Source organism: Flavobacterium bernardetii (assembly GCF_011305415.1).
GTDB lineage: Bacteria > Bacteroidota > Bacteroidia > Flavobacteriales > Flavobacteriaceae > Flavobacterium > Flavobacterium bernardetii.
Genome location: NZ_JAANOQ010000001.1, coordinates 282,145 through 299,342, shown reverse-complemented (window position 1 = coordinate 299,342; position 17,198 = coordinate 282,145). Strand labels below are relative to the sequence as shown.

Below are 17,198 nucleotides of genomic sequence, written 5' to 3'. Positions count from 1 at the left end.
ATATCTAAAGGTTTAATTTGTTTTTTAATATGTGTGGAACTCCAGCAACCATGCAATTATCAGGAACATCTGCTGTAACAACTGCACCTGAAGCGACAACAACATTTTTCCCAAGTTTTATTTTCGGAAGAATTATGGCATTCATTCCAACAAAAGTAAAACTTCCAATTTTACAGTGACCTCCAATTTTAGCACCTGGTGTCAATTCGACAAAATCACCTATAACAACATCATGTCCAATCATTACTTGTTTATTTATTAAACAAGCTGTTCCAATTTTTATATTTGATGTGATAATTGCATCAGTTAAAACATTTGCCCCATTACCAATTTCAATTCCATAAAATCCGATTTTAGCGAATGGACTTATTACAGAAGTTAACTCTCCACCAAATCCAATAAATTTTTGAGTTAATTTATATCTTAGTAAAGGGTTTCCAATTACAAATTCTTTTGAAACATTTTTAAAATAATTAATTGCATCTTCTGGTTTTTTTAAAACTTCAAAATTTCCAAATAATTTATCCTCAATATCACTATTCACATCATCATAAAAAACTAAATCTTTTAAATTGTTATTTTGATGCAAAATTTCAAGCATTTCTTTCGCAAATCCTTTAGCTCCAATTACTAGCATATACTATTAATTATTTCTGTGATTTGTTTTAATTGTTTTTTAATTTGTGCAGGAACTCCTGCCACCATACAATTATCTGGAACATCAGCTGTAACAACTGCTCCAGCCGCAACAATTACATTTTTTCCGATTCTTACTTTGGGAAGAATTGTAGCATTTGTTCCGATTGTAGAAAAAGTTCCAATTGTACAATTTCCTAATATTTTTGCGCCAGGAGAAACTTCCACAAAATCGCCAATTACAACATCATGATGAACCGAAACATGAGCATTTATCAAGGAACCTTTTCCAATTTTAGAATCTGGACCAATAAATACAAAACTCATAATATTCAATCCTTTACCCAAATTTGCAGAAGAACTCACTTGAGCATTTTTGGCAATAATCGCATGTGGAGAAAAACCAAAACCAACAAATTTTTGATATAATTTATAGCGATGTGTAACTCCACCTAAACCTAAAATAAAATCTTTTTTAGCAACAACATTAAGCAGTTCATCAAAGCTTTGAATTATTTTTTTGTCAAACAAAATTGGTTTTTCATAACTTGTAACATTATCAAAGAAATACACGTTTTCAGTATTCTCACAAATATCAAATACTTCTTTTGCGTGCCCGCTGGCTCCTAAAATTATCATATTCTAATTGATTAAATTAACAATTAATTGCAATTCTGTTTCTGTTAAACCTACGTATAATGGCAAACATAATACTCTTGAAGCTATAGATTCAGAAATTGGCATGGTTTCTCCATTTACAAAATCAATAGTATTTAAAGAAGGATAAAAATATCTTCTTGGGAAAATTTCTGCTTCATTAAGATTCTGTTGTACTTTTAATAATTCTTCTTCTGAATTAAAAATTACTGGGAAATAACTATAATTCCATTCTGTATTTTCTCTAATTTTCATAGTAGTAAGTGTATCAAAATTTAAATTATTCAGATAAAATTCTACTATTTTTTTTCGTTCACTAAAAATATGTTCTAAATTATCAAAAACAGCTAATCCCATAGCAGATTGTAATTCAGAAATTTTAGCGTTGATTCCTAAGCCATGAAAATCTAAAGGACCATTATGCCCAAAATTATGACTATAAAAAAGCTTATGATATAAATCCTTATCATTGCAAAACATTGCACCACCTTCACCTGTATGAAATATTTTAGTAGCATGAAAACTACAAGTACTTACATCTCCATAATTAAAAATTGAATTTTTATTATACGTTACGCCAAAACAATGTGCCGCATCATAAATAACTGATAAATTATGTTTTTTCGCTATTTTTTCAATAGCATCAACATGACATGGATTTCCAAAAACATGAGTTGCTAAAATAGCTGTTGTTTTTGGTGTAATTGCTGCTTCTATTTTTGTTTCATCAATAGATAAATACTCCGGATGAATGTCTACAAAAACGGGCTTACAATTTTCCCAAATAATTGCTGAAGTTGTAGCAACATATGAAAATGGAGTGGTAATAATTTCTCCTTGATTTCCTAATAATTTCAGTGCAATTTGTAAAGGAATTGTACCATTATTAGTAATGATAATATTATTTATTTTATAAGTTTCTTTAATTTTATGTTCTAACTCTAAGGTTAATTCACCTCTGTTAGTTAGCCAAACTTTTTCCCATGCTCTGTTAAGATACGATTGATAAGCTTCAATTGTAGGTAAAAATGTTTTCGTTACGTTTATCATATCAATTCATTAAGTTACAAAAATACTATTAAAATTAAACTATTGGTAAAAATCAAAATAAATTAACTAATTTTGTGTGATAATTTACACTAAATGCAGAAAAAAAATATTGCAATAATTTGTTCTTGGTTGGATATTCCAAAAGGAGTTGGTTCATTTTTTGTGGAACAAGCCGAATTGGTAAAGGATAATTTTCATGTTCATTTAGTGTATTTTAAACCTTACAAATTTGGGTTTAGTAAAAGAAAAAAAGCGAGTTTTTCTATAAAAACAAACACGTATTTTACTGAAAATAAAATTCCAGTTTTCGAAGTAAATTATCCTGAAATATATTTCTTTAGAAAATTTTTATTTCAAAAAGCTATCGAGAAAAAAGCGCAAAAAAGTTTCCTTAAAAAGATTGACAAACCCATAAATTTATGTCATGCGCAATCCTTATTTGACGCAGGATTCTGGTGTTATAAATTAAATAAAAATTTCAATATTCCTTATATTTTTACGGAACACAATCAACTAAATTTAAAAGGTTTACCAAGAAAAAAAGACAAGTTATTACAAAAAGTAATTGCAAATGCTTCGGAAAAATTAGTGGTTAGTGATGATTTAATTAGGCAATTCGCCAGTAATGGCTTATTTTTTGATTTTAATAAATTAGGTAATACTTTCGACGAAAAATGCTTTTCATATTCAAAAAAAACAGAGGATTATTCTTTTAAAATTATTACGGTTGGCGCTTATACCCCTATAAAAAACTATGAAAATTTATTAGAAGCTTTAACAATTGTTGATAAAAATATATTTTCAGAAATTCAATTTACTTGGATTGGATGTGATTGTTGGGGTGGAGATAATGAACAAATAGTTAGCCAATTAACAAAATCTTTAGGTTTAAAAAACATTAAAATAGATATTATAAAACTCGCTACAAAATATGAAGTTGCTAATGAACTAAAAACTTCTACAGTATTTATATCAACTAGTTTGTGTGAAACATTTGGTGTTTCCGTTTTAGAAGCATTAGCATGTGGAGTACCTGTTATTTCAACAAACTCTGGTGGTGTTTTAGAAATGATTACACCAGAAAATGGAATCATCTGTCCAATAAAAAATCCTGAAGAAATTGCCGAAAATATCCTAAAAATATATAATAAAAAATTAGTCTTTGACACTGAAAAAAACTCCGAAGATATCAAATTAAAATTTGGTTCTACAACTTTTATAAAAAAAATAAGCACAATTTATACCCGAAATATAGATTAATACTTTAATGATTTTTTAAAAAATTAATTTCCTCATGATATTAAATTTTAGTCGCATATCAGTATCTTTTTTATGTCTTTTAGTTTTGTATGATTATTTATATATCTGAAAAGCTGGTTATTAAATTGAAAAAACTTATTAAATTTAAATCATATAATTTTGACTTTAGAACAAAACGCAAATATTTTGGCGCAAAAAATAGTAAATGACACTCCAATTGTATCTATTATTTGTCAGACATACAATCATGAAAATTTTATTGAAAGTACTATACAAAGTTTTTTATTTCAGAAAACTAATTTTCCCTTTGAAATAATAATACATGAAGATGCTTCTACCGATGGAACAAAAGATATTATTGAAAAATATCATAAAAAATATCCTAACTTAATTATACCAATTTATCAAAAAGAAAATAAATATTCAAAAATAACAAACATTTGGTCATACTATACTTTTCCCGCTGCGAAAGGTAAATACATTGCGCTTTGTGAAGGTGATGATTATTGGATTGATGACTTAAAACTGCAAAAACAAGTTGATTTTTTAGAAAAAAATAATGATTATTCAGTTTGTTGGACTGATTTTGAAAACATTAAAGGTGATCAATTCTTTAAAAATAATTTTAACGAAATATTACCTAAAGAATATTCAATGAATTTTGAAAATGCATTTGGTCCATATTGTACCTATTCGTTAACATGTATGTTTAGAAAAGATGCTGTTGATGTTGAATTTTTAAAAACATTTAAAAACATTAAGGACAATACTTTGTATTCTGTATTATTAAGCAAAGGAAATGGTGCATTTTTAAATTACGAAACAGCAGTTTACAGATTACATGAAGGTGGTGTTTATTCTATGCAACCGTTTTTCTTTCAACGTTACTCTTCCTATAAAAACTTAAAAGAAATAATTGAAAAAATTCCTGAATCGAGAACTAAGAACATTTATAAAATTGAATTCGAATTGTTACAAGATGCAGCTTTTGAAGTATTAAAAATTTACAAATCAAATATTAAGTTAAACAATGATCATAAAGAATGCATTCAATTTTATATTTCTGAAGCAAAGTTTACTAAAAAAATAAAATTGAATTTAAAATTTGTGCTTTACACTTTTACAAGACTATTTAAATCAAAAAAGTAATTAATACTAAGCAAAAACAAGCTTAAACTTTAATTTTAAAATTCTTCTAAGTTGTTGCCAATTTAGTTCACTGTAGGAAAACAATTGATTTTGCAGCAAACTATTTAAAACTGGTTTTGATTTTGATTTCACAACAATTTCAATCCATTTATTTAATACTATTTTGTTGAATATCTTTTCTGGAAACAATTGTTTTTTACTATTTGCATTAAGAATCGATTCAAAAAAAAGACTAATATTTTCCTTTTTTATTGTGCTAATATCATAGGTAAAAAAAGTATGTGGAATTTCTAACAAGTTAGAATCTAAATCGAATTGTGAATAAATATCTTTTAAAATTGCCATTTCAGAAAAATTCATTTTTTCCAATTTGGTTTTGGAAACACTAGCACTGTGGTTTCTATAATCTACTAATTTATAAGGAAGATTCGCTACTTTAAATTGTTGAGAGATTCTGAATAAAAATTCATAATCTTCAGATAAAATATCTGTTCTATATTCGCCAATTGCTTTAATTTTTTCTAAATCGAATAGTACTGATGAATGTACAAACTGATTAGCAAAAAGTAAATTTGCTACAATATCATCATGCTCTTTTGCGTGAGTAATGGCACCAATTATTTCACTTTTTTCGTTAATGACATTTGCATCTGATCCACATGCTGCGTATGATAAATTTACTTTAAGAAACTTAACTTGATATTCTAATCTTCTAGAATCTGCTATATCATCACAATCTAAAACTGCTAAAAACTTGGTTTTAGCTTCATGCAAGCCTCTATTTCTAGTTTTATTTATGCCTAAATTGGTTTCGTTGTGAAGTAATTTAATTCTACTATCATTAAAAGACTCAATAATTTGTACACTAGAATCTGTAGAAGCATCATTAATAATTAGCAATTCAAATTGAGAATAGGTTTGTGATAAAACACTAGAAATAGATTCTTTTAAATATTCACTACCATTATAAACTGGCATAAATACTGTTACTTCCATATTTTTATTTGATCCTATTTCCATTTCTTTTAATTGAAAAATAATTCTTTATATTTTCTCACATATTCTTCTTCAGAATAGACTTCTTTTATTGAATTATAAGCGTTTTTACTTAATTCGATTACTCTGGTTTTATTTGAGTTTAACGCAATAAGTTCGGCAACAAAATCATCAATTATTTTTCTATCGTCTTGATTGTTATTTATTAAAATCCCATTGTTATTTTCTTCATTTATCAACGATGGAATTTCTCCAACATTCGTAGACAATGGAACCATTCCGTACGCCATACCTTCAAGAATTACCATTGGCAAGCCTTCACGTCTTGAAGTAATCATAATAACATCACCGTTTTTATACTGCTCAATAAGTAGTTGCTTTTCTTTAATTTCATCAACAAATTCCACATTTTCAAGTAAAATATCTTTCTTGAAATTTGAAAAATCACCAATTAATTTAAATCTTAATTCCTTCTTTATTTCGAGCATTTTTCTTGCAATTTCAATAAAAATTCCTGGTCTTTTTTCACCGCTATCTCTACCAACAAATAACACCACTAAATTGTCATTAAACTGTTTATCATAACTTTCAGGAATTGATACTTTGTTATTAATAATAACAATATTTTCATTCAAATCGCTATTTATGTTTTTAGTTTGATATAAATTTATAAAATCATTTTTTGTTTTATTTCCTAAAACAACTCTCTTGTTAATTCTGGAAACATAAGGCAAGCTATAAATTTCTGCAGCCCAACTTTCGTTATCAGAAAACGCATGAATTAAATCTATAATTTTCACATGCTTATCTAAATAGGGAATCAAATCATAAAAAAGTAATGAATTGCAACCAAAAATAATTGGATTTGCTTTAGCATTAATTTGCTTTGCTATCTTCTTTAAAAAGAAAGCTTTAAACTTCTTTTTAGACAACTTTCTTAAATGAATTAAAGTGGCTAAACTTTCAAATTCATCTTTAAAATGGTCTTTAGATTTTTCAGTAATAAAACAAATTGGATGAAACTCCTTGAAAACTTTTAATATATCAATATGCACTCTTTCGGCACCTCCAATGTGATAAAAAGGGAAGAAAAAGAAAATTTCTGTATTTTGAATGTTTGTTTTATGCTTACTTTCAAAGAGAAACTTGACATAATCCCATCTATAATTCAACGCCATAGGTTGTTTTATTTTTTAAAAATTTTTTTAAACAGTTTTCTATACCAAATGTTATTGTACTTGTTTTTATACTTTACAGCATCAGTATTTTGCTTCATTAAATTAGAAATACTAAACTCATTTTCTTTAAAAAAACTATAATGCTTATTGTAAATATACAATCTTGATGCATCTTGAACATCATCAACTTTATTTAAAGTCGTTAACGATTTAGAATTCTTAATTTTTCTGTATTTATATAAAATTTTAGGAATTCTAAATACTGAATTTTTACTTTTCGTAATAGTAATCCAAAGATCCCAATCTTCTAAATATTTTAATTTAGAATCGAACATTCCAGCTTTCAAAAACTCTTCTCTTTTAGTCATGGCAAAAATTGGAATGCAATTTTCGCTTATGAAATTTTTCAAGTTATATTCTGGTAATATCCACTCTCCTTTTTTGTCTCCAAAAAATTCTGCTCTTGAATATACTAATTGTAAGTCACTATTTTGTTCGAATGCTGCAACATATTCTTCAATAAAATTTTTATAAATAACATCATCCGCGTCAATAAAAACTAAGTAAAATCCATTCGCTGCTAAAGCACCTTGGTTTCTAGAATAAGAAGGTCCGCTGTTTTCTTGCAATATCGAAGAAACGGACTTATTTTCAGAAGTTATTTTATTAATTATACTTTCAGAATTATCTTTAGAACCATCATTTACTATAATTACTTCAATATTTTCATAGGTTTGTTCTAATATCGAATATATAGTTTCTTTAATTGTAGATTCATTATTATAACACGGAACTATAATTGAAACTAATTTTTTATTTGTCATAATTAAGATTAAAAACAGTTACTATCCAATTTCTAATATGATATTTTTTAATTATATTTTCTGGGTAAACTGCATCAGAAAAAACAATATTTTTACTTGTATCTGAAATCACTTTAATTTTATGGGCTTCAAAAATATCATACGTTTCAATTGATTTATTGTTTGTAATGACGTTTTTTTGCAAACCAATCGCTTCAAAAATTCGGAAACTTAAACCCGATTGGTTATCTCTTACTAAATCTACAATAGTTTCACTTTCATTATACATTTGTAAGGTTTCGTTTTGATTGAATCTGTTCTTCTTGAAAATTATATTTTTATTTTTTCCTAAAAATAGTTGTTTCAATTGATTCACGAATGCTTTTTTTCCAATAGCATAAAATTTAAACGATTGTTTTTGCTTTTTTAAATGCTCTCCAAAATCGTTCAAATATGTTAATCTATTATCAATAGAACCGATGTAAATGAAATTTTGTTTTGGTTTGTTTATAATTGCTGGTTTATCAAAATAAATATAATTGGTAATTGGCGAAAAACCATAAGTTGAAATATCGATTTTATCAAATGAAAATATTTCATCAAAAATGCCGTCTAACAAATGTTTTACAGGACATCTAGAAACACTATCATAAAGATATGCGATATATTTATCTGTAGATTTTTTAATTTCAAGATGGTATTCTTTGTCAATTAATTCCGGATTAATTACTAAAATTTGATTTTGATGTCCTTTTTCTTTTAACATTTCAAGAATATAATCTTGACGTTTTTTAAGCTTTGGATTTTTGCCTAAAAAAACTTTACTAAAAGTATTTTGAATGCGTTCCCAAGTATTTTTATATTTAAAATTTCCAATTTTTATATGAAAACTATCTACTCCATATTCATTTAAAGCAGTTACAATATGCTTATCATAATTCCAATGATCAAAACTGATTACGCAAATTTTCTGTTTCATAGATGGTTCCAATTATTTAAATATCTTATTCAAAAAGGTTTGAAAAAAACCATCTTTAACTTGCTGATTTACATCAAAATTATTGATTTTATGAACCAATTCTTTTTCTAATATTTTAGAGTAAGATGCTGCCGTTAAATAGTTATCATAAATTTCTCTACACTTTAATTGTGCATTTATAACATCTAAATCACTTTTATTTTGCCACCAAAGAACAATTTTCTCCGCCAATTCTGTTTCGTTTTTTGCTTTAATAATTACATCATCCCAATTGATTATATCTTCAAACGGAAAAACCATATCTGAATCAATTAAAACTGGAATTCTCCCTAAAGATAAAGCTTGATAAAACCGAATAGCAAAGTTTCCTCTACCTCTATTACAAATTGTAAAATGAGAATTAATTAAATTTTGTATGTAGTCATTCTTTAATTGTTCATCGTTTGGTTTTCCTGCCCAAAAGCCTTTTCTTAAAATAAAATCGGTTTCAATACCTTTATTTTTATCCATTGCTTTTATGGTTGACAACCTTTTTCCAATATTTTTTTCAACATTTCCGCAAAAACCAACTTTTGGCTTAGATGTTTTAGGTAATGGAGCTTCAGGTTTATCGTAACATTCCCAAATATAAGGTAATAAAATTTCGTTTTTATTTATTTTGCTTTTATACAATGACGTTCTGTATAAAATAACATTATTTGGAATTTTAAACGCTTTGGAATTATCAGAAACTAAAAAAATCAATACAATTTTGTTTCGTTTTTTATAGGAGTTGATTCTTTTCTGAATTTCTTTAGTGTTGTAAAGTCCAACTTCAAATTTTGAACTTACTAAAATATCACAATTTTCAATAGAAGATTCTGTATAATTGAAATTCTCACATATTGTTTCTTTCGCAATACTTCCTCCTTCAAAAAAAAATTTAAGCTTATTTTCCTCCATTTAATGTAAATATTATATGCAAATATAAATATTATAGTGCATAATAATATTATTAATTTACTCCAAAATCAATTAAAGTTTAATAGTTTTGTATCACATTATGATAAAAATGGATTTAAAAACTCAAGAAATAATAAACCTTGCCAAAAAAAGCAGTACAGATTTTATTGTTGGAACTAGAAACAGCATTAAACTATTGAACTATAATGGTAAAGTTTTAAGCATTAAAACGTTTAAAACACCTGCTTTTTTTACTGGATTTATATATAAATTTTTTAGACCTTCAAAAGCTAAAAGATCCTATTTACATGCAAAACATTTACTATCAAAAGGCATTGGAACTCCTAATCCTATTGGTTATTTAGAAAATCAAAATAGTTTTCAACTTTTAGACAGTTATTACATTTGTGAACATTTAGAAGCCGACTATATTTTTAAAGATTTATTTCCATTACCACTAAAAATATCAGAACCTATTTTAAAACAATTTGCTCAATTTTGCTTTAAAATGCACGAAAATGGAATTGAATTTTTAGATCATTCGCCAGGAAATACTTTGATAAAAAAAATTGACGAAACTAATTTCGAATTTTATTTGGTTGATTTAAACAGAATGAAGTTTCACACCAAAAAAATGGATATTTCTGATAGAATGAAAAACATTTGCAGAATAACTCCAGGATTACCTTTTATTGAAATAATTAGTAAAGAATATGCTAGAGTTGCAAACCTTCCTGAACAAGAAGTTTTTGAATTGCTACACAAACATTCATCAGAATTTTTCAAAAAATTTGATAATAAGAAAAAGTTGAAAAAATATTTAAAATTCAAATAATTATGATTTCAAAGATATTTAATAACAGGAAAGTAATTATTTCTATTTGGGTTTTATTAGCTCTTGTTTCAGCTATAAAACAATATTTAAGAGGAAACCATAACAATTATCTTATCTTTAAAAATGTGTTTTATCACACTTTAGAGCAAAAATCATTATACGCCACTTATCCCGATTTGTATTTTGATCACAATCATTATGGACCAATTTTCAGTTTGTTTATTGCGCCTTTTGCCATTTTACCTGATGCCGTTGGAATGGTTTTATGGTGTGTTTTTAACGCTGTGGTTTTGGTTTATGCGATTAGTCAGATTAAGTTAGAAGCTAACAAAATCAATTTAATCCTTTGGATTTGTGCTCACGAGTTTTTGACCGCCATTTTAGGTCAACAATTCAATCCGATAATGACAAGTATTATCATTTTGTCTTATGTTTTAATTGAAAAAGAGAAAGATTTCTGGTCGGCTTGTTTAATTATTTTAGGAACATTTATAAAATTATATGGAATTGTAGGTTTAGCTTTTTTCTTCTTTTCGAAAAACAAACTTAAATTTATAGGGTCATTAGCCATTTGGTCGGTTGTGTTTTTTGTGTTACCGATGGCCATTTCATCTCCAAATTTCATCATAAATAGTTATTCGGAATGGTTTGCTCGATTAGTTGAAAAAAATAATGAAAACGCTTCATTAACTTCTATGCAAGACATTTCTATAATGGGAATGTTTAGAAAAATTTTAAATATGCCACATCTTTCGAATCTCTTATTTTTAATACCTGGAATTCTTCTTTTTGGATTACCGTATTTAAGATTCAATATGTTTTCGAACAAAAAATTTCAATTATTATTGTTGTCTTCTGTATTAATTTTTACGGTAATATTTAGTTCAGGATCTGAAAGTCCAACTTATATCATTGCTTTTGCAGGTGTTGCCATTTGGTTTGTTATTCAAGAAGAAAAAACAAAATGGACTTGGTTTTTATTTATTTTTGCCATGATTTTAACGAGTTTTTCACCATCAGATTTAATTCCGAAGTTTTTAAGAGAAACCTATGTGAAACCATATGCTTTAAAAGCCTTACCTTGTATTTTAATCTGGTTTCAAATTATTTATGAACTGATGACACTTAAAAAACCTTCTGAAAATGCGTAAATCTATAGCTATAGTTATCCCATCATACAATGAAGCCACAAATATTGATGTTTTAGTAAATGCATTAAACGAAACGGTTTCAAATTTGAGTTACGATTTTAAATTTGTTTTTGTTGATGATGGTTCAAGTGACGAAACAATTGCTATTTTAAAAGAAAAAGCAAAATTGCATGACAATATCTTTTATGTTGAATTATCTCGAAATTTTGGTCACCAAAATGCTTTAAAAGCGGGAATTGATTTAGTTAAAAACGATGCTGATGCCATTATTTCTATGGATGGAGACATGCAACATCCTCCAAAAATTATTCCCAAATTAATTCAAAAATGGGAAGAAGGTTATGAAGTCGTTTATACCATTAGAGAAGAAGACAAAAAACTATCTTACTTTAAAAATAAAAGTTCGAATATGTTTTATGGTTTAATGAATAAACTTTCCGACATAAAATTTGAACCTGGAACGGCAGATTTCAGACTAATCGACAAAAAAGTAGCGCAAGTATTTTCAGATTTCAGTGAAAACGAATTATTTATTAGAGGTATAATTAATTGGGTTGGTTTTAAACAATTTGCCGTTAATTATGAACCTAACGAACGTTTTTCAGGAAAAAGTAAATATACTTTTGGAAAAATGATGCGTTTCGCGATTCAAGGAATTACTTCTTTTAGTACAAAACCGCTTTCCATGGCCATTATTTTAGGTATTAGTTTATCCGTTTTGGCATTTATCTTTTACATTGGATATGTGATATATAGCATTTATTACGGTCATGTAATTTCAGGTTGGGCGTCAGTAATTACAACAGTTGTGTTTTTCGGCGGATTAAACCTTGTCGTTTTAGGGATTATTGGTGTGTATATTGGTAAATTATTTATGCAATCTAAAGGAAGACCAAATTATTTAATAAGCAATACCAATTACAAATGATTTTACTAAGTTTCGATATTGAAGAATTTGACATGCCTTTTGAGTATAATAAAGACATTTCATTTGAAAAACAAATAGAAGTTTCTAGATTTGGTACGACTACAATTTTAGATATTTTAAAAAAACATCAAATAAAAGCGACATTCTTTTCAACAGTAGTTTTTGCTAAAGAAGTGCCAGATTTGATAAAACGAATTATTGATGAAGGTCACGAATTAGCTTCGCATACCTATTATCACAGTAATTTCAAAGTGGAGCATTTAAAAGAATCAAAAGATGCGTTAGAAGAACTTTCTGGAAGTGAAGTTATAGGATTTCGTATGCCAAGAATGTATCCAGTTGATGAACGTGAAATTGAGAAAGCTGGTTATAAATACAATTCATCTATAAATCCTACTTATTTGCCAGGAAGATATAATCATTTTGATAAACCTAGAACGTATTTCAATTTACATAATGTTTGGCAAATTCCGGCTTCTGTAAGTCCGATTGTGCGTTTTCCACTATTCTGGTTGTCGTTTCATAATTTACCTATGTCGATTTATATTTTCTTATCAAAAATCACTTATAAAAAAGACAGCTATTTAAATATTTATTTCCATCCGTGGGAATTTACGCAACTTAATGACAAAGAAGCGTATAATTTTCCAATGTATGTAAGTAAAAACTCTGGCGATAAAATGACAGAAAGATTAAACCAATTTATCCAATCTATGAAGGAAAAAAAATATATATTTGGGACTTTCAAAGAATTTTTGGTTCATAAGAATTTAAAATAATACTGTTTGAGTACAATTTCTGTAATAATTACTACATACAACTCTGAAACTTGGTTAGAAAAAGTTTTGTGGGGTTATGCTGTACAATCGTTTACCGATTTTGAACTTATAATTGCAGATGATGGTTCTACATCAAAAACAAAAGAACTTTTAGATTCATTTTCTTCTGAATTTAAACATTCAATTGTACATGTTTGGCAAGAAGACAATGGCTTTCAAAAAACTAAAATTTTAAATAAAGCTATTGCAAAAGCTTCTTCTTCCTACATTCTTTTTTCTGATGGAGATTGTATTCCTCGTCATGATTTTATCGCAACCCACTTAAAAAACAAGAAAAAAGGATACTTTTTATCTGGTGGATATTTTAAACTAAATGATGTGGTATCAAATTCTATAGATACAAATAGTATTAAAAACCAGAGTTGTTTTCAAATAAAATGGTTGCTTAGCAATGGATTAAAATTGAATTTTAAACTTTCAAAATTGACACAAAATTCATTATTTGCCCAATTTATGAATTGGATAACGCCAACCAAAAAAACTTTTAACGGACACAATACTTCGTGCTTTAAAGACGATTTAATTGCTGTTAATGGCTTTAATGAAGAAATGAAATATGGTGGTTTAGATAGAGAAATTGGCGAACGTTTATTCAACAATAAAATTAAAAGTAAGCAAATAAGATATAGTGCTATTTGTTTGCATTTAAACCATGATAGAAGTTATGCTACAAAAGATAATTGGCTAAACAACAACTACATAAGAAAATTCAACAAGCAAAATAATGTAACTACCATAAAAAATGGTTTATCAAAATATTTGAACCATGAAGACTAAAATTTCTGTATTTATTATCACCTTCAATGAAGAAAAAATCATTGGAAAATGCTTAGAAAAGCTTGGTTCTTTTGATGAAATTATTGTTGTGGATTCAGGCAGTACTGACAATACAGTAGCCATTTGCGAATCGTTTGGTGCGAAAGTAATTTATAGAAAATTTGATAATTTTGGATTGCAAAAACAATTTGCTTTAGATCAAACAAAAAACGGTTGGACGCTTTCATTAGATGCTGATGAAGTACTTTCAGAAGCTTTAATTACAGAAATTAGTAATTTGGATTTCTCATCAGATTATAATGCTTATACGATTCCGAGAACGCACGTTTTCTTAAACAAAGTCTTTACTTATGGTGCAGAAAACAAACGTCCAATTTTACGTTTGTTGAATAAAAATTTTGGTGGTTTCACACCGAATATAGTTCACGAAACCATAGAAATACAAGGAAAAACAGGGCATTTAAAAAACGAAATGTTACATTATACTGTTTTTGATATCGCAACTGCTATTCAAAAACAAATAAAATATGCTCTTTTAAGCGGTGAATTATTACACGAGAAAAATAAAAAAAGTTCGCTTTTTAAACTAGTTATTAAATTTCCTTTTGATTTTATTCGATATTACTTATTCCAAAGAAATTTTATGAATGGTTATGCTGGTTTTACTTGGAGTATGTTTTCAGCGTTTTGCAATTACTTAAAATATGCTAAACTGAAAGAACTTGCTGGTAAAAAATAATCCATCACCCTGTCTTTCACAACTACTTAGAAAACATTTCTTTTAACAAATCAATTTCCAATTGCTTTTTTTCAAGAAGTACATTTTTTTGCTCCAATTCAGCTTTTAAAGCTTTTTCTGCTTTGGTTTCATAAGGAATGTTTAACCATTCGCCTAAATCCATTAAAAAATTATAGTTTACAATTTGGCTCATTCTCCACAAAATAGTAAACTGAAACGAATTTTGTTTTAAATATCTATTAAAAGTTTGTTTAGAAACGTTTAATCCACTACAAACTTTACTACTTGCAATATGATTGGTATGCAAATAATAATGTACAAAATTTCCTAACGCAGGGTTATCTCCTTTTTGTACTACCGTAAATTTTTTCGAGAGATTCATCTTTTTTTATTTCAAAAATACAAAAAAAACAATACCTCAACAAACACAAAATGTATTTTAGTAAACATGTTACTCACTATTGTAAGCAACATCATAAAAACAGTAAGTTTATTAGTTATAGTAATTAGCATTTTCCTTAAATAGTTCATCTTTATCATTATAATTTTATGATTAATGCTTATATATATAAGCATTATCATTATATTATTATAATAAATGCTAAATAAAAAAAGCATATACAATCATAAAGTAAGTATTATACTGACATACATAAACATAAAGCTAAAAAATCCGTGAAATCCGTGGCAACAACCACAAAACAACCACAAAACAACCACAAAACAACCACAAAACAATCCGTGAAATCTATGAAATCCGTGGCAAAAACCACAAAACAACCACAAAACAATCTGTGAAATCTGTGAAATCCGTGGCAAAAACCACAAAACAACCACAAAACAACCACAAAACAACCACAAAACAACCACAAAACAATCCGTGAAATCCGTGAAATCCGTGGCAAAAACCACAAAACAACCACAAAACAATCCGTGAAATCTGTGAAATCCGTGGCAAAAACCACAAAACAACCACAAAACAATCCGTGAAATCTGTGAAATCCGTGGCAAAAACCACAAAACAATCACAAAACAATCCGTGAAATCCGTGAAATCAGTGGCAAAAAAAAAGCATAAAAAAAACCGCCATAAAAGCGGTTATAAAAAACAAAAATCAAATACTAACTAGGCTGTACAGGTTCTGTTGGTGTGGTTCTTCCTGAAGCATTGACTGCAAAACGAGTTTTCAACTGATTATAAATAGCATCAGCACCTGGCACTCCTGCATCTGCTGCCGAACCAAATAACTTGTATGTAGCCAAAGCAGAAGTATAGGCTTCGCTACCTGCCAGCAATTGCGTGTCTTCTAGTTTTTCAAGCAACTGCTTTACCAAAACCACTAACTCATCTAATTGCGAAAACAACAGTAAATCGTTTTGCATATTTGGCACCGATACATAAGACGGAATTAGCCCTGTGTTGTTCACTGCCGCATTAATGGCGTCTTCAGTAAATACTTTGTTGTTGATGTTTATTGCAGGTAATGCAATACGCTCCTCAACTGTTAAGCCTGTTAAAAAAGGTAAATTAGTACCAATGGTTTGCAAAGCTGCTTTTACAGCCGCAATTTGTGCAGCCGTAGCCACAACACTCAATCTGTTGTTTGATAAATTTGACATATAAATAAAAAATTAAAAATTTCGACTTTCGACTTACTCCTTAATAAAAGTAACCGTTTTTGTTTCATTTTCAAAATTTACTTTCATAAAATACGTACCTGTTTTCAATTCCGAAACATTTAGGGTGCTTTTTGGTTGTATGACAGACAGTACTAACTGCCCCAAACTATTATAAATACTAATTGATGTTGCGTTTTTGTTTGTTAAATTAATATTTAAAATATCTTTAGATGGATTAGGGAAAATTTGTAGCTCGTTATTATCTAAATTTAATGAGAAACTATTATTAGATAGTGTAGCAAGATAACTATAAACATTTGTTGAACATCCTAAAGACCCAAGAGCAACCCAAGAACTAGCATCAGTTGGAGAACAACGAGACCTAACAAAAAAAACATTACATCCTGTTGGTGGAAAATTCACAAATATAAATGGATTACTACTTGTTACATAATAAGAATCAGTTGGCAACGGAGCTCCCACATAAAAATCAGGAACTACTGTAACTTCCCAGGCTGTTGCGGTTCCGTTTTCAGTCCAAGATAATTGAGCGGCAGTGGGATATGGAATTGAAAGGGTTAAATTTGATGGAACTGGACATTGTGCATTACCTATTATAACGCTGAACAAAACAAGTAAAGTTATTTTTTTCATAATTTT

At 27.9% G+C, this 17,198-nt stretch carries 19 protein-coding genes; 8 read left to right on the top strand and 11 right to left on the bottom strand.

Annotated elements, in window-relative coordinates:
* Window positions 1-4: 4 nt before the first annotated feature.
* Genes G6N05_RS01455 through G6N05_RS01445 form a run of 3 tightly spaced genes read right to left on the bottom strand, consistent with a single transcriptional unit; the run spans window position 5 to window position 2,343 of the window.
* On the bottom strand, window positions 5-637 hold the full coding sequence (locus G6N05_RS01455; RefSeq protein WP_166124789.1) for an acetyltransferase: 633 nt from the start codon (window positions 635-637) through the stop codon (window positions 5-7).
* Complete coding sequence (locus tag G6N05_RS01450; protein WP_166124788.1) at window positions 631-1,275, bottom strand: acetyltransferase; 645 nt, start codon at window positions 1,273-1,275, stop codon at window positions 631-633. Before G6N05_RS01450 ends, G6N05_RS01455 begins: the two co-directional genes overlap by 7 nt.
* A 3-nt stretch (window positions 1,276-1,278) precedes the next feature.
* Window positions 1,279-2,343 carry a DegT/DnrJ/EryC1/StrS family aminotransferase gene (locus G6N05_RS01445; RefSeq protein WP_166124787.1) on the bottom strand — a complete coding sequence of 355 codons (1,065 nt, stop codon included), beginning with the start codon at window positions 2,341-2,343 and terminating at the stop codon, window positions 1,279-1,281.
* A gap of 93 nt (window positions 2,344-2,436) precedes the next feature.
* Between G6N05_RS01445 and G6N05_RS01440 the strand changes: the two genes are divergently transcribed.
* Entirely contained in the window at window positions 2,437-3,603 is a 1,167-nt protein-coding gene (locus tag G6N05_RS01440) for a glycosyltransferase (RefSeq protein ID WP_166124786.1), read from the top strand.
* Between the two features lie 186 nt (window positions 3,604-3,789).
* Window positions 3,790-4,752 carry a glycosyltransferase gene (locus tag G6N05_RS01435; protein WP_166124785.1) on the top strand — a complete coding sequence of 321 codons (963 nt, stop codon included), beginning with the start codon at window positions 3,790-3,792 and terminating at the stop codon, window positions 4,750-4,752.
* A 6-nt stretch (window positions 4,753-4,758) separates the two neighbouring features.
* Here G6N05_RS01435 and G6N05_RS01430 read toward each other — a convergent pair whose 3' ends face one another.
* The 5 genes from G6N05_RS01430 to G6N05_RS01410 are packed head-to-tail and all read right to left on the bottom strand — an operon-like array spanning window position 4,759 to window position 9,650.
* Complete coding sequence (locus G6N05_RS01430; protein WP_166124784.1) at window positions 4,759-5,772, bottom strand: glycosyltransferase family 2 protein; 1,014 nt, start codon at window positions 5,770-5,772, stop codon at window positions 4,759-4,761.
* 5 nt (window positions 5,773-5,777) lie between these two features.
* Window positions 5,778-6,926: a glycosyltransferase family 4 protein gene (locus tag G6N05_RS01425; protein ID WP_166124783.1), complete on the bottom strand. Its 1,149-nt coding sequence runs from the start codon at window positions 6,924-6,926 to the stop codon at window positions 5,778-5,780.
* Window positions 6,927-6,934: 8 nt separating this feature from the next.
* Window positions 6,935-7,750 carry a glycosyltransferase gene (locus G6N05_RS01420; RefSeq protein ID WP_166124782.1) on the bottom strand — a complete coding sequence of 272 codons (816 nt, stop codon included), beginning with the start codon at window positions 7,748-7,750 and terminating at the stop codon, window positions 6,935-6,937.
* A complete protein-coding gene (locus G6N05_RS01415) occupies window positions 7,740-8,708 on the bottom strand; it encodes a hypothetical protein (protein WP_166124781.1) in 969 nt (322 codons plus the stop codon). The genes G6N05_RS01420 and G6N05_RS01415 overlap by 11 nt, the downstream gene beginning before the upstream one ends.
* A 12-nt stretch (window positions 8,709-8,720) precedes the next feature.
* The gene (locus tag G6N05_RS01410) at window positions 8,721-9,650 is read right to left on the bottom strand and encodes an exostosin domain-containing protein (RefSeq protein WP_166124780.1); all 930 of its coding nucleotides are present in this window, start codon (window positions 9,648-9,650) and stop codon (window positions 8,721-8,723) included.
* Window positions 9,651-9,759: 109 nt separating this feature from the next.
* Here G6N05_RS01410 and G6N05_RS01405 point away from each other — a divergent pair, with 109 nt between their 5' ends.
* Genes G6N05_RS01405 through G6N05_RS01380 form a run of 6 tightly spaced genes read left to right on the top strand, consistent with a single transcriptional unit; the run spans window position 9,760 to window position 14,919 of the window.
* Complete coding sequence (locus G6N05_RS01405) at window positions 9,760-10,485, top strand: lipopolysaccharide kinase InaA family protein (protein WP_166124779.1); 726 nt, start codon at window positions 9,760-9,762, stop codon at window positions 10,483-10,485.
* A 2-nt stretch (window positions 10,486-10,487) separates the two neighbouring features.
* On the top strand, window positions 10,488-11,636 hold the full coding sequence (locus tag G6N05_RS01400) for a glycosyltransferase family 87 protein (RefSeq protein WP_166124778.1): 1,149 nt from the start codon (window positions 10,488-10,490) through the stop codon (window positions 11,634-11,636).
* Window positions 11,629-12,564 carry a glycosyltransferase family 2 protein gene (locus tag G6N05_RS01395; RefSeq protein WP_166124777.1) on the top strand — a complete coding sequence of 312 codons (936 nt, stop codon included), beginning with the start codon at window positions 11,629-11,631 and terminating at the stop codon, window positions 12,562-12,564. The genes G6N05_RS01400 and G6N05_RS01395 overlap by 8 nt, the downstream gene beginning before the upstream one ends.
* Entirely contained in the window at window positions 12,561-13,343 is a 783-nt protein-coding gene (locus G6N05_RS01390; protein WP_166124776.1) for a polysaccharide deacetylase family protein, read from the top strand. Before G6N05_RS01395 ends, G6N05_RS01390 begins: the two co-directional genes overlap by 4 nt.
* Window positions 13,344-13,349: 6 nt before the next feature.
* Window positions 13,350-14,180 carry a glycosyltransferase family 2 protein gene (locus G6N05_RS01385; RefSeq protein ID WP_166124775.1) on the top strand — a complete coding sequence of 277 codons (831 nt, stop codon included), beginning with the start codon at window positions 13,350-13,352 and terminating at the stop codon, window positions 14,178-14,180.
* Window positions 14,170-14,919, top strand: a complete 750-nt coding sequence (locus G6N05_RS01380) for a glycosyltransferase family 2 protein (protein WP_166124774.1) — start codon at window positions 14,170-14,172, stop codon at window positions 14,917-14,919. Before G6N05_RS01385 ends, G6N05_RS01380 begins: the two co-directional genes overlap by 11 nt.
* Window positions 14,920-14,941: 22 nt before the next feature.
* Here the strand turns inward: G6N05_RS01380 and G6N05_RS01375 are convergent, their stop codons facing one another.
* The 3 genes from G6N05_RS01375 to G6N05_RS01365 form a co-directional block, all read right to left on the bottom strand.
* A complete protein-coding gene (locus G6N05_RS01375; protein ID WP_166124773.1) occupies window positions 14,942-15,301 on the bottom strand; it encodes a transcriptional regulator in 360 nt (119 codons plus the stop codon).
* Window positions 15,302-16,040: 739 nt separating this feature from the next.
* Entirely contained in the window at window positions 16,041-16,538 is a 498-nt protein-coding gene (locus tag G6N05_RS01370) for a hypothetical protein (RefSeq protein WP_166124772.1), read from the bottom strand.
* Between the two features lie 33 nt (window positions 16,539-16,571).
* On the bottom strand, window positions 16,572-17,192 hold the full coding sequence (locus G6N05_RS01365; RefSeq protein ID WP_166124771.1) for a T9SS type A sorting domain-containing protein: 621 nt from the start codon (window positions 17,190-17,192) through the stop codon (window positions 16,572-16,574).
* Window positions 17,193-17,198: the final 6 nt, after the last annotated feature.

Coding starts and splice junctions, on each gene's coding strand:
- G6N05_RS01455 (WP_166124789.1), bottom strand. CDS start 637: ATGCTAGTAATTGGAGCTAAAGGATTTGCGAAAGAAATGCTTGAAATT.
- G6N05_RS01450 (WP_166124788.1), bottom strand. CDS start 1,275: ATGATAATTTTAGGAGCCAGCGGGCACGCAAAAGAAGTATTTGATATT.
- G6N05_RS01445 (WP_166124787.1), bottom strand. CDS start 2,343: ATGATAAACGTAACGAAAACATTTTTACCTACAATTGAAGCTTATCAA.
- G6N05_RS01440 (WP_166124786.1), top strand. CDS start 2,437: ATGCAGAAAAAAAATATTGCAATAATTTGTTCTTGGTTGGATATTCCA.
- G6N05_RS01430 (WP_166124784.1), bottom strand. CDS start 5,772: ATGGAAATAGGATCAAATAAAAATATGGAAGTAACAGTATTTATGCCA.
- G6N05_RS01425 (WP_166124783.1), bottom strand. CDS start 6,926: ATGGCGTTGAATTATAGATGGGATTATGTCAAGTTTCTCTTTGAAAGT.
- G6N05_RS01420 (WP_166124782.1), bottom strand. CDS start 7,750: ATGACAAATAAAAAATTAGTTTCAATTATAGTTCCGTGTTATAATAAT.
- G6N05_RS01415 (WP_166124781.1), bottom strand. CDS start 8,708: ATGAAACAGAAAATTTGCGTAATCAGTTTTGATCATTGGAATTATGAT.
- G6N05_RS01410 (WP_166124780.1), bottom strand. CDS start 9,650: ATGGAGGAAAATAAGCTTAAATTTTTTTTTGAAGGAGGAAGTATTGCG.
- G6N05_RS01405 (WP_166124779.1), top strand. CDS start 9,760: ATGGATTTAAAAACTCAAGAAATAATAAACCTTGCCAAAAAAAGCAGT.
- G6N05_RS01400 (WP_166124778.1), top strand. CDS start 10,488: ATGATTTCAAAGATATTTAATAACAGGAAAGTAATTATTTCTATTTGG.
- G6N05_RS01395 (WP_166124777.1), top strand. CDS start 11,629: ATGCGTAAATCTATAGCTATAGTTATCCCATCATACAATGAAGCCACA.
- G6N05_RS01390 (WP_166124776.1), top strand. CDS start 12,561: ATGATTTTACTAAGTTTCGATATTGAAGAATTTGACATGCCTTTTGAG.
- G6N05_RS01380 (WP_166124774.1), top strand. CDS start 14,170: ATGAAGACTAAAATTTCTGTATTTATTATCACCTTCAATGAAGAAAAA.
- G6N05_RS01375 (WP_166124773.1), bottom strand. CDS start 15,301: ATGAATCTCTCGAAAAAATTTACGGTAGTACAAAAAGGAGATAACCCT.
- G6N05_RS01370 (WP_166124772.1), bottom strand. CDS start 16,538: ATGTCAAATTTATCAAACAACAGATTGAGTGTTGTGGCTACGGCTGCA.
- G6N05_RS01365 (WP_166124771.1), bottom strand. CDS start 17,192: ATGAAAAAAATAACTTTACTTGTTTTGTTCAGCGTTATAATAGGTAAT.